12 protein-coding genes, 1 tRNA gene and 1 pseudogene are annotated in these 11,035 nt (G+C 70.1%); 2 read left to right on the plus strand and 12 right to left on the minus strand.

The annotated features are described in order from the left end of the window. Window positions 1–151 precede the first annotated feature (151 nt). Window positions 152–2,701, minus strand: a complete 2,550-nt coding sequence (locus WH07_RS30180) for an MFS transporter (protein WP_046506926.1) — start codon at window positions 2,699–2,701, stop codon at window positions 152–154. 21 nt (window positions 2,702–2,722) lie between these two features. Next, the gene (locus WH07_RS30185; RefSeq protein WP_079023681.1) at window positions 2,723–3,268 is read right to left on the minus strand and encodes a MarR family winged helix-turn-helix transcriptional regulator; all 546 of its coding nucleotides are present in this window, start codon (window positions 3,266–3,268) and stop codon (window positions 2,723–2,725) included. 223 nt (window positions 3,269–3,491) lie between these two features. Here WH07_RS30185 and WH07_RS30190 point away from each other — a divergent pair, with 223 nt between their 5' ends. Further along, a complete protein-coding gene (locus tag WH07_RS30190; protein WP_046506928.1) occupies window positions 3,492–3,704 on the plus strand; it encodes a hypothetical protein in 213 nt (70 codons plus the stop codon). A 216-nt stretch (window positions 3,705–3,920) separates the two neighbouring features. On the opposite strand, the gene WH07_RS30195 is transcribed toward WH07_RS30190, so the two are convergent. The 8 genes from WH07_RS30195 to WH07_RS30225 form a co-directional block, all read right to left on the minus strand. Further along, window positions 3,921–4,787 (minus strand): RNA polymerase sigma factor SigF, encoded by an 867-nt coding sequence (locus tag WH07_RS30195; RefSeq protein WP_046506932.1) that lies wholly within the window; start codon window positions 4,785–4,787, stop codon window positions 3,921–3,923. A 233-nt stretch (window positions 4,788–5,020) separates the two neighbouring features. Then, entirely contained in the window at window positions 5,021–5,851 is an 831-nt protein-coding gene (locus WH07_RS30200) for an RNA polymerase sigma factor SigF (RefSeq protein WP_079023682.1), read from the minus strand. A gap of 195 nt (window positions 5,852–6,046) precedes the next feature. After that, a complete protein-coding gene (locus WH07_RS30205; RefSeq protein ID WP_046506939.1) occupies window positions 6,047–6,340 on the minus strand; it encodes a Dabb family protein in 294 nt (97 codons plus the stop codon). A 20-nt stretch (window positions 6,341–6,360) separates the two neighbouring features. Continuing rightward, a complete protein-coding gene (locus WH07_RS40545; protein WP_198533919.1) occupies window positions 6,361–6,525 on the minus strand; it encodes a hypothetical protein in 165 nt (54 codons plus the stop codon). Between the two features lie 342 nt (window positions 6,526–6,867). Next, window positions 6,868–6,952 (minus strand) — tRNA-Ser (locus WH07_RS30210). Window positions 6,953–7,063: 111 nt separating this feature from the next. Further along, on the minus strand, window positions 7,064–7,492 hold the full coding sequence (gene tadA, locus WH07_RS30215; protein ID WP_079023683.1) for a tRNA adenosine(34) deaminase TadA: 429 nt from the start codon (window positions 7,490–7,492) through the stop codon (window positions 7,064–7,066). Window positions 7,493–7,578: 86 nt separating this feature from the next. Next, complete coding sequence (locus WH07_RS30220) at window positions 7,579–8,139, minus strand: tRNA adenosine deaminase-associated protein (protein ID WP_046506941.1); 561 nt, start codon at window positions 8,137–8,139, stop codon at window positions 7,579–7,581. A 212-nt stretch (window positions 8,140–8,351) separates the two neighbouring features. Further along, a complete protein-coding gene (locus WH07_RS30225; protein WP_046506943.1) occupies window positions 8,352–8,675 on the minus strand; it encodes a hypothetical protein in 324 nt (107 codons plus the stop codon). A gap of 119 nt (window positions 8,676–8,794) precedes the next feature. Here WH07_RS30225 and upp point away from each other — a divergent pair, with 119 nt between their 5' ends. Next, on the plus strand, window positions 8,795–9,433 hold the full coding sequence (upp, locus tag WH07_RS30230; protein ID WP_046506945.1) for a uracil phosphoribosyltransferase: 639 nt from the start codon (window positions 8,795–8,797) through the stop codon (window positions 9,431–9,433). Window positions 9,434–9,746: 313 nt separating this feature from the next. Here the strand turns inward: upp and WH07_RS30235 are convergent. After that, window positions 9,747–10,349, minus strand: a pseudogene (locus WH07_RS30235) (LytR C-terminal domain-containing protein); the annotation flags it as partial. A gap of 113 nt (window positions 10,350–10,462) precedes the next feature. Further along, window positions 10,463–10,765: a type II toxin-antitoxin system VapB family antitoxin gene (locus tag WH07_RS30240; RefSeq protein WP_023540426.1), complete on the minus strand. Its 303-nt coding sequence runs from the start codon at window positions 10,763–10,765 to the stop codon at window positions 10,463–10,465. Window positions 10,766–11,035: the final 270 nt, after the last annotated feature.

Below are 11,035 nucleotides of genomic sequence, written 5' to 3' on the forward strand. Positions count from 1 at the left end.
GCCCCCCACCGAGGCCCTCCGCACTCGGCCGACCGGCGCCTCCGCCGGGCCCCGCCCGCCGCATCCCGTACGACGGACGGCGCCCGCGTGCCCGGCCCGCTCGCCCTGCCGCTCGGCCGGCTCGCCCTGCTGCCTGGCCGGCTCGCCCGGCCTACTCGCCGGGGTGGGCGAGTTCGATGTCGTAGCCGTCGAGCCCGCGCCCGGTCACGGTCAGCGCGCCGGCCACCGGCGGGTAGCCGGTCGCGATGACCGTGTACTCGCCCGCGTCCAGGTCGGCGAAGGCGTACGCCCCGTCGTCCCCGGTCGTCGCGGTGGCGACGACATTGCCGGCCGCGTCGACCAGCGTCACCCGGGCGTCGGGCGCGGGCCGCCGGTCGGCGCCGGCCCTGACCGTGCCCTGGACGGTGGCGCCGGACTGGAGGAGCGCCTCGATACGGGTCACTCCCTGGCCGCCGATCTCCACGGGCAGGGCCAGTGGCCGGAAGCCGGTGGCGTTCACCGCGAGGGTCACCGAGCCGGGCACCAGCTCGCCGAACGCGAAGTCGCCCTGTTCCGTGGACTTTCCGGTGGCCAGCACATCGCCGCGCACATCGGTCACGATCACCATCGCGCCCTCGACCGGCAGCCCGCCGTCCGCGGCCCGTACGGACCCGGCGAGGCCGCTCGTACCGGAGAGCAGGATGTCGTACGCCAGCGGGTCGTCGCCGACGACGACCGTGGACGCCTGCGGCTGGAAGCCGTCGGCGGAGGCGATCAGGACGTACGAGCCGGGGCCCGGGGCGTCCAGGACGTAGCCGCCGTCGGGCTGGGCGACCGAGCGGGCGAGCTGGCGTCCGCCCAGGGAGATCAGGGTGACGGCCGCGCCGGGCACCGCGGCGGCCTCGGCACCGCGCACCACGCCCCGTACGGCGGTCCCGTACACCGGCGCGGACACGGCCGCCGCGGGCGCGCCGGCCTGCGCGGGTATCGCGGCGGTCACGGGGGCGGCGGGCGCACCCACGGCCACCGGAGCCTCGACCGCCACAGGAGCACCGGCGGACACGGCAGCCACAGCAGCACCGGCCGTCCCCGGCGCCTCAGCCGCCGCGGAAGCCGCAGCCGCCTCGCCGCCCGACCGTGTCTTCAGCGCGACCTCCTTGATGAACAGCGTCAGCAGCAGCGCGACCAGCGCCGCCGGTGCCGAGTACAGGAAGACATCGCCGACGCCGTGCCCGTACGCCGCCTCCATGACGCCGCGCAGCGGGCCGGGCAGCGTGTCCAGATTCGGGATGGCGCCGCCGCCCGTACCGCCGTGGCCGAGCGCCGCGCCCTGCGGGCCGAGGTCGGCCAGACCGTCCTTGACGTAGTGGGTGACCCGGTTGCCGAGCACCGCGCCGAGCGCCGAGACACCGACCGCACCGCCGAGCGAGCGGAAGAAGGTGACGACGGAGCTGGCGGCGCCGAGGTCCTGCGGGTCGACCTGGTTCTGTGTGCACAGGACCAGGTTCTGCATCATCATGCCGACGCCGAGGCCCATCAGCGCCATGTAGACGGCCATGTGCCAGTACGGGGTGTCGACCCGGATCGTGCCCAGCAGCCCGAGCCCCGCGGTCACCAGCACACCACCGCTGACCAGCCAGGCCTTCCAGCGGCCCGTCTTGGTGATGACCATGCCCGAGACGGTGGACGAGATGAACAGACCGCCGATCATCGGGATGGTCATCACCCCGGACATCGTCGGTGACTTGTCGCGCGCGAGCTGGAAGTACTGGCTGAAGAAGACCGTGCCCGCGAACATCGCGATACCGACGAAGAGCGAGGCCAGCGAGGCCAGCGTGATCGTACGGTTGCGGAAGAGGCGCAGCGGGACGATCGGCTCGCTCGCCTTCGACTCGATGAGGACGAAGAGCAGGCCGAGTACGACCGAGCCGCCGACCATGGCGTAGGTCTGCCAGGAGATCCAGTCGTACTTGTTGCCGGCGAAGGTGACCCAGACCAGCAGCAGCGAGACGGCCGCGCTGATGAAGAAGGCACCGGCCCAGTCGACCTTGACCTGGCGCTTGACGACCGGGAGCTTCAGGGTCTTCTGGAGCACGATCAGCGCGATGACGGCGAAGGGCACGCCGACGTAGAAGCACCAGCGCCAGCCCATCCACGGGGTGTCGGTGATGACACCGCCGAGGAGCGGGCCGCCGACGGTGGCGACGGCGAAGGTCGCGCCGAGGTAGCCGCTGTAGCGGCCCCGCTCGCGCGGCGCGATCATCGCGGCCATCACGATCTGGGCGAGGGCGGAGAGCCCGCCGACCCCGATCCCCTGGACCACCCGGCAGGCGATCAGGGTTCCGGTGTTCTGCGAGAGACCGGCCACGACCGAGCCCGCGACATAGATGACCAGGGCTATCTGGACCAGGAGCTTCTTGCTGAAGAGGTCGGAGAGCTTGCCCCAGAGCGGGGTGGTCGCCGTCATCGCGAGCAGCGACGCGGTCACCACCCAGGTGTAGGCGCTCTGCCCGCCGCCGAGGTCGGAGATGATCTCGGGGAGGGCGTTGGAGACGATCGTCGACGAGAGGATCGCGACGAACATGCCCAGAAGCAGCCCGGAGAGGGCTTCCATGATCTGACGGTGTGTCATCGGGGTGCCGGGTGCGACGGGCGCGGCGGCGGGGCCGCCTCCATGCTTGGCGTGGCCGCCCCGCACACCCGCTGGTGTGGTCGTAGCCATTGGATTCCTTGCCTTACGTCGTTACGTCTCTTGCCGTACGGCCGTGTCGTGCCGTACGGGCGCTTCCTGCCGCAGGGCCGCGTGCTGCCGGACCGGGGGTGGGGGTGTCAGGGCGTACGAGCCTTCGAGACGCCGGTCCCTGCGGTCGTCGAAGCAGCGGCGCAGCCGGTCGAGCAGCGCGCTGAGCTGCCCGACCTCCTCGTCGGTCCAGTCGTCGAGCGTGCGGGCGAACATCTCGGTCGTCCGCCGGGCCAGCTCATCGAGCAGGTCCTGTCCCGCGGGGGTCAGCCGCAGGATGCGCGAGCGCTTGTCGTCGGGGTCCGGGGACCGTTCGATCCAGCCGCGCTCCGCGGCATGGGCGACATGTCTGCTGGTCACGGACATGTCGACGGAGAGCAGCTCTGAGAGGCGGCTCATCCGCATCTCGCCATGCCGGTCCAGCATGGTCAGCACGGTGGCGGAGCCGCCCGGGCAGTCGGCAGGCAGGATGCGTTCCAGGCCGCGCTTGACGGCGCCGACGGCGCTGAGCTGCCGGGCCAGTTCCGCGTACTGACTCTGTGCGGCCATGGGACCCTCCCGATACCTTGTTGCTTGGGGCAACCATGCAACCATAGAAGTCATTGGTTGCTACAGGCAAGCTAAATCAGGCGGAGTGGGGGTAAAGGAACCGGAAAGGCTTCGCATGGTCCGGGTCAACGTCCTGCGTGGCGGCAGGTCGGGCGGGTGGCGGCGGACCTGGGGACGGGCCCGGGGTTGGGCGGGGACCCGGCGTTCGCTAGGGTCCTGGCGTATGGCACACAACCCCCATGCCCCACAGGGCCCCGAGGGCACTCCCGACCCCGCGGGCAGCACTCAGATGTTCCGTGCGTTCGTCGACGACGGCGAGCCGCAGCGCAGGCAGGCGGCGCCCCAGCAGCAGGGCGGGCCGAAGACCGGAGTGATCGTCGGCGTCGTCGCGGTGGTCGTGGTCCTGGCCGTCGTGGCCTGGCTGGCCTTCGGCTGACCGTACCGGCCGTACGCGCTGACGCCGGCCGTACGGGCTCAGCCGACCGTCGGCCGTACGTGCGCACGCCGGTCGTACCGGCCGTTCTCGACCCTTACGTACGGTACGGCCGCGGCCGTACCGTCCACCGGACCGGAACCCCGCCCGCGAGCTTCACCCGGAGCCTGCTCCGGAGCGTCGTCCAGCATGCCGGACGAAGGGCGGGGTCCCCGAACCTCAATCCGAGATGAGCCCCTCGCGCAACTGCGCGAGCGTGCGGGTCAGCAGGCGCGAGACATGCATCTGCGAGATGCCGACCTCTTCGCCGATCTGCGACTGCGTCATGTTCGCGAAGAACCGGAGCATGATGATCTGCCGCTCGCGGGGCGGCAGTTTGGCGAGCAGCGGCTTGAGCGACTCGCGGTACTCCACGCCCTCCAGCGCCATGTCCTCGTACCCGAGCCGGTCCGCGAGCGAGCCCTCGCCGCCGTCGTCCTCGGGGGAGGGCGAGTCCAGCGAGGACGCCGTGTACGCGTTGCCGACGGCGAGGCCGTCGACGACATCCTCCTCCGACACCCCCAGCACGGCGGCGAGTTCGGGCACGGTCGGCGAGCGGTCCAGCTTCTGCGCCAGCTCGTCGCTGGCCTTGGTCAGCGCGAGCCGCAGCTCCTGGAGCCGGCGCGGCACCCGCACCGACCAGGAGGTGTCCCTGAAGAAGCGTTTGATCTCACCGACGACCGTCGGCATCGCGAACGTCGGGAATTCCACGCCCCGTTCGCAGTCGAACCGGTCGATCGCCTTGATCAGGCCGATCGTGCCGACCTGGACGATGTCCTCCATCGGCTCGTTGCGACTGCGGAACCGCGCCGCCGCGTACCGCACCAGCGGCAGGTTCAGCTCGATGAGGGTGTCGCGTACATAGGTGCGCTCCGGGCTGTCCTGGTCGAGTACGGCGAGCCGCAGGAACAGGGAGCGGGACAGAGTGCGGGTGTCGATGGCTTCCGGCTGGGACACACGCGGCTGTGCCACGTGGTCGAGAGCATCGGTCACGGGAGCGCTCTTCGTGAGCGTGAGCACCTTCGAGCTGCCCTGTTCTACGGACATGCCACCCCCTTGAGGTCGCGGACGGTCGCGTCGGCCGCTCCCGTCGGAGGAACGCAGCCTCCACCTGAATACCGGCGGTGCGACTGCGGCAAACGCGGTTCCAGCAGAATGTCACATGTCGGCAACACGCTGTAGTGACTTGTCGACAAGTATGGGGTGGATCCACCCGGGAAAGAGGGGGTTTGCAGCTTTTGGTGCGAGGAGAAGAAGCTGTGCGGGTCTACCCGCGTGGGTTATGCCTCGATCCGATTTGCGGACCGCAGTCGGGCAAAGCTCCTGGCCAGCAGCCGTGACACATGCATCTGGGAGACGCCCAGCTCCTGGCTGATCTGGGACTGCGTCAGATTGTTGTAGTAGCGCAGCATCAGGATTCGCTGTTCGCGCTCGGGAAGCTGTACGAGGAGATGGCGGACCAGATCGCGGTGTTCGACGCCGGCGAGCGCGGGGTCCTCGTACCCGAGCCGGTCGAGCAGTCCCGGCAGCCCGTCGCCCTCCTGGGCGGCCTCCAGTGAGGTCGCGTGGTACGAACGGCCGGCCTCGATACAGGCCAGCACCTCGTCCTCGGAGATCTTCAGCCGCTCGGCGATCTCGGCGGTGGTCGGGGAGCGGCCGTGAGCCGTCGTCAGGTCCTCGGTCGCGCCGGTCACCTGGACCCACAGCTCATGGAGCCGGCGCGGCACATGCACGGTCCGTACGTTGTCGCGGAAGTACCGTTTGATCTCGCCGACGACGGTCGGCATCGCGAAGGTCGGGAACTGCACCCCGCGGTCCGGGTCGAACCGGTCGATCGCGTTGATCAGGCCGATCGTGCCGACCTGGACGACATCCTCCATCGGCTCGTTGCGGCTGCGGAAGCGGGCGGCGGCATAGCGGACGAGGGGCAGATTGGCCTCGATGAGCGCCCCGCGCACCCGGGTGTGTTCCTCGCTGCCCGGCTCCAGTTCCTTGAGCTGGGCGAAGAGCACCTGTGTCAGGGCCCTGGTGTCGGCACCCCGGCTCTGCGCCGCGGGGCGTGGCTCGGTCTCGGTCTGGGGCGGCACTTGAGGCGCAGTACTGGCCGTCACGGTCACGCCACCCCTTTGCGGTCGACTGCGTCAACTCATCCGGCAAAAGCGGTCATAGCATCACAAGACATGTCCACTGTGTGCAAGCACCGGATAAAACCGTGTTGACGGTAAGTTGGGGCAATAAACCCAAAAACCCCACACCTCAAGGGTGCGGGGTACGGGGCCGCCAGGGGCGGCCGACTCGGGGCCGGCTCAGAACTCGTAGTCGGCGATCACCCAGGTGGCGAATTCCCGCCACTGGCCGACCCCCGCCTGATGGGCCGGGTGGTCCAGATAACGCTGGAGCGCATCCCGGTCGGAGACCGCCGAGTTGATGGCGAAGTCATAAGCGATCGGCCGGTCGCTGATGTTCCAGCCGCACTCCCAGAACTCCAGCTCGGGGATCTGCGTACCGAGCCGCTCGAAGGCCTGCGCACCGGCGGTCACCCGCGGCTCGTCACGCGAGACGCCCTCGTTGAGCTTGAAGAGGACCAGGTGGCGGATCAAGATCACTCCTTGGGGGACGGCTAATTGATGAGTTCGGTCATGAACTGGCCAACACCCTGGGCGGCGCTCGAAATGCCTTCGAACCCCACCTGGACGAGATCGGCGGCCCGGGCCGGGGATGTGATGATCGTGTACAGCACGAATACGGCCAGCGCGTAGAGCACGATCCTTCTCGCTTGCCCCATGGGCCGCTTCCTCCCCTGCTGTGCCCAGTGCGATCGCGCGAGAGTCTAACCGTATGAACGCCGACCCCCACCGCCCGGACCCGTACCCACCCGGAAAGGCCCCGGCACGCAGCGCGGTCCACGCCCTGGGCCGGCACCGGCACGGCGGGCGCGGGGCCGGCGCCTGGTGGCCTGGCTGGGGTGGAGCCGTGCGAGCGAACGCGGGTGGCGGATCCCGCCGTGGGGAGGCGCAACGTGCCTCGAGTGCCGGACAGTTGTGCTCCGTGGGCTTCCGCCGACTCGTGTGTCGTACGCAAAACACCCCCCTGGCTTGCGTTTCCGCAGGTCAGGAGGGTGTGAGAGCGGTAGCGGAGGGATTTGAACCCTCGGTGAGTTTCCCCACACTCGCTTTCGAGGCGAGCTCCTTCGGCCGCTCGGACACGCTACCGAGAGAGAGCTTAGCCCACAGAGGGCCAAGGTTCGAAATCGGTATCGCGGTACGGGGATCGGAGCCGCGTGAGACGGGGCGGGGCGGCCGGGGCGTGGGCGGGCGGTGGGGTCAGCGGTTGCGGAAGAAGGTGGTCAGCAGGGCGGAGCACTCGTCGGCGAGCACTCCCTGGATCACTTCGGGGCGGTGGTTGAGGCGTCTGTCCCGTACGACGTCCCAGAGCGAGCCGGCCGCGCCGGCCTTCTCGTCGCGCGCGCCGAACACCACCCGGTCCACCCTGGCCAGCACGAGCGCGCCCGCGCACATCGTGCAGGGCTCCAGGGTCACCACCAGCGTGCAGCCGGTCAGCCGCCAGGAACCGACCTTCCCGGCCGCCCTGCGGATCGCCAGGATCTCCGCATGGCCGGTCGGGTCGCCGGTCGCCTCGCGTTCGTTGTGGCCGGCGCCGAGCACCGTACCGTTCGGGGACAGCACAACAGCGCCGACCGGCACATCACCGGAGCGGGCCGCCCGTGCCGCCTCGTCCAGGGCGAGGCGCATGGACGCCCGCCACGGATCGCGTACGGGATCGCTCACCGGGTCCGGGGAGCCGGACACCGGTCCTGACACCGGGCCGTACCCGGTCACTAGCGGACGGTCTCCAGCACTTCGGCGGCTCCCAGAGCCTCCGCGATCTCGGCCATCGCGTCCGAATCAAGCGCCAGCAGATCCGCCTCGGACAGGCCGAGGTCGCTCAGAATCTCACGGTCGCCGACGGCACCCGCCGGCACGGTCTCCCCGTCGGTCACGGGGCTGTCGTCGTTGTCGTCGTACTCGTCGTCCTTGTCGTCTTGGTCCTGCGCTTCCGGCTCGCCGTCCTCCGTACCGTCGAGGTCCAGCGCGTCCAGGTCGTCGGCGGGGTCGTCGTCATCCCTGCCGAGCAGTTCATCAATGAGGATCTCCCCGTACGAGGAGCGTGCGGCCGCGGCCGCGTCGGAGACATAGATACGAGGGTCTTCCTCGCCCTCCACACGGACGATGCCGAACCACGCATCCTCCTGTTCGATGAAGACGAGCACCGTGTCCTCGTCCACCGAGGCTTCGCGGGCCAAGTCGGTGAGATCCGACAGGGTCTCCACATCGTCGAGCTCTGTATCGCTCGCTTCCCACCCGTCTTCGGTGCGCGCGAGCAGTGCGGCGAAGTACACCGTGACTCTCCCACTGGTCAGAGGTGTGACGATCCGGCGGTGCGCTGCTCTGCCCCGCCTACTCGGAATCGTGGCAGAAACGAGAGCTTCGCGAGAGGTCTTCCACCGTTGCGTCGTCAGCCCATTTTATTAGGACCCTGTTGGTCCCCCTGCACGCGGCCCGCACATCGGCGCGCACGCCACCCGCCCGGACCGGCGTGGCTCCTCCCTGCCTACCAGCGAAAGGTGCGCATCCGCATCTGCTGGCGCATCCGCGCGGCGCGGGCCGTGCGGGGCTTGACGCGCTCACGAAGGGCCTTGGCCTCGTTCAGCTCGCGCAGGAACTGGGCGCGGCGCCGCCGCCGCTCGCTCTCGTACGTGTCGGGGCCGGAAGGGTCCGGCTCCCCGGGCTGATCCGGCTCCCCGGGCTGGTCCCGTTCCTCAGGCTGGTCCCGCTCCGTAGGCTGATTCCGCGCCGTAGGCTGATCCGGCTCTTCGGCCGGCTCCGTGTCTGTCGGCTGCTTCTGTTCCTGCCTCTGCTGATCCCCGTCCGGCATCGACGCCTCCCCGCCCCAGACCGTGGTTCCACCCGTTGCCTCTTCCCTCGCGAGCGGGGGTTGATGCCCGGGCCTTGGTGGCAGCGCGTAGGGCCTTGGCCCCCGGTTACTGTGTCGCCATGCGGATTCATGTCGTCGACCACCCGCTGGTGGCGCACAAACTCACCACGCTGCGCGACCGGCGCACCGATTCCCCGACCTTCCGGCGGCTCGCCGACGAGCTGGTGACCCTGCTCGCGTACGAGGCGACCCGGGACGTACGGACCGAGCAGGTCGACATCGAGACCCCGGTGACGGGCACCACAGGGGTACGGCTCTCCCACCCGCGTCCGCTGGTCGTCCCGATCCTGCGGGCCGGGCTCGGCATGCTGGACGGGATGGTGCGGCTGCTGCCGACCGCCGAGGTGGGCTTCCTCGGGATGATCCGCGACGAGGAGACCCTCCAGGCGTCCACCTACGCGAGCCGGATGCCCGAGGACCTCTCCGGCCGCCAGGTGTATGTCCTGGACCCGATGCTGGCGACCGGCGGCACGCTGGTGGCGGCGATCCGTGAGCTGATCAAGCGGGGTGCGGACGATGTGACGGCCGTGGTGCTGCTCGCGGCGCCCGAGGGCGTCGAGGTGATGGAACGGGAGCTGGCGGGCACGCCGGTGACGGTCGTGGCCGCGGCGGTCGACCAGCGGCTGAACGACCAGGGCTACATCATGCCGGGGCTGGGCGACGCGGGCGACCGGATGTACGGGACGGCCGGCCTCTAGGCCCTGTCCGGGCGCGGGACCTCCGGCCTTTCGTACGTACGAGGTCCTCGTCGGCCTGCTCAGGGGCCGGCGGGCCGTCCCGTACTCCCCCGGCCCTTGCCGTCCCGCCGTAGCGTCGCCCCCGTCACTCCTCCTGCGGTTCGGCGGCTGACTCGTCCTGCGGTTGGGCGGCGGACTCGCCCAGTGGTTCGGCGGCGGGCTCGCCCTGCGGTTGGGCGGCGGGCTCGCCCTGCGGTTGGGCCTCGCCCTGCGGTTCGGCGGCGGGCTCGGCCGCGGGCTTCCCGGGCTCCTTGGGGGCGGTGTCCTCGCAGCCCGGCTCGGTCTTCGCGCTCGCCAGGACCGCCAGTTCCTGGTCGGCCGCCTTCAGGTCGTTCAGCGCGGTGAAGCCCGTACCGATGAACAGATCGACGTCTGGGGTCTTCCGGGCGTCGGCCTGCGGCGTGGCGCCCTTCAGATGGGTGGCCAGTACGGTGAGCGCGTCGTTCGAGACGGTCGGGGAGCCCAGCAGTATCCCGGCGCCCGTGATCTTCTTGTCGTACTGGGCCGGGGCGTTGCCCACCTTGCCGATGCGGAATCCGCGCTTCTTCAGCTCGTCGGCGGTCGTCTTGGCCAGACCGCCGCGCGGTGTCGCGTTGTACACGTTGACCGTGATCTGGCCGGGCTTGGGAAGCGCGAGGGCCGACGCGGAGGTTTCGGGTTCGCAGCCCGCCTTCCGGCCAGCGGCGTGCTTCTTGGCGTTGCCCGAGAAGACATCGATGAGCTGAGTGGTCCCCCAGCCTGCCAGTCCGAGGGCGACGAGGGCGGAGGTACCCGCGAGCAGCAGCCTGCGACGGCGTCGGGGGCGGCGCATCCGGGGATATTTGTCACCCGTGATGCGGTACTTACCGCCCAGGCCAGGGGGAGTGAGCATGCTCATGAGCGCAGCGTAGTGCGCGCCCATGGCCAGGTCCTATTAAACGATCAATGGGTTGGGCTGTCCGGAGCGGGAAAGGCCCCGAAAGGCGCAGTCCGCACCCGATCGGACCCGCGTCAGCCCAGGTCCAGCTCCAGCACACGCGCGTGCAGCACCTGGCGCTGCTGGAGCGCGGCGCGGACGGCGCGGTGCAGCCCGTCCTCCAGATAGAGATCGCCCTGCCACTTCACGACATGCGCGAACAGGTCTCCGTAGAAGGTGGAGTCCTCGGCGAGCAGCGTCTCCAGGTCCAGCTGGCCCTTGGTGGTCACGAGCTGATCGAGGCGGACCGGGCGCGGCGCGACATCCGCCCACTGCCGGGTGCTTTCCCGGCCGTGGTCGGGATACGGCCGCCCGTTACCGATGCGCTTGAAGATCACACGGAAAGCCTACCGGGCGACCGGCTCCGGGCGCAGCCATGGCGCAGGGTGACAAAGGTGGCATTCCGTATCGGATCGGGAGTGAAATGTGGGCGGAAGGCCGCTGCCGGGCCGTGGACCGGGTGCGGCGGCCGGGTGTGGCGTGCTGTGGACACCGGGCTCCGGTGTCCACAGCACGCGCTTCAGCGGTCGATCACGCGATGGGGGTGTGGCCGCGGGCCGGCAGGGGGCCGCCGACCGTGAAGCGGGCCGGGGCCGTCGTCTGCTTCG

It is taken from the genome of Streptomyces odonnellii (assembly GCF_000981895.1).
Taxonomy (GTDB): Bacteria; Actinomycetota; Actinomycetes; order Streptomycetales; family Streptomycetaceae; genus Streptomyces; species Streptomyces odonnellii.

What these genes read in the sequence shown, in the direction of transcription:
- WH07_RS30180 (WP_046506926.1), bottom strand. Translation starts at nt 2,701, where the DNA reads ATGGCTACGACCACACCAGCGGGTGTGCGGGGCGGCCACGCCAAGCAT.
- WH07_RS30185 (WP_079023681.1), bottom strand. Translation starts at nt 3,268, where the DNA reads ATGGCCGCACAGAGTCAGTACGCGGAACTGGCCCGGCAGCTCAGCGCC.
- WH07_RS30190 (WP_046506928.1), top strand. Translation starts at nt 3,492, where the DNA reads ATGGCACACAACCCCCATGCCCCACAGGGCCCCGAGGGCACTCCCGAC.
- WH07_RS30195 (WP_046506932.1), bottom strand. Translation starts at nt 4,787, where the DNA reads ATGTCCGTAGAACAGGGCAGCTCGAAGGTGCTCACGCTCACGAAGAGC.
- WH07_RS40545 (WP_198533919.1), bottom strand. Translation starts at nt 6,525, where the DNA reads ATGGGGCAAGCGAGAAGGATCGTGCTCTACGCGCTGGCCGTATTCGTG.
- tadA (WP_079023683.1), bottom strand. Translation starts at nt 7,492, where the DNA reads ATGCGCCTCGCCCTGGACGAGGCGGCACGGGCGGCCCGCTCCGGTGAT.
- WH07_RS30225 (WP_046506943.1), bottom strand. Translation starts at nt 8,675, where the DNA reads ATGCCGGACGGGGATCAGCAGAGGCAGGAACAGAAGCAGCCGACAGAC.
- upp (WP_046506945.1), top strand. Translation starts at nt 8,795, where the DNA reads ATGCGGATTCATGTCGTCGACCACCCGCTGGTGGCGCACAAACTCACC.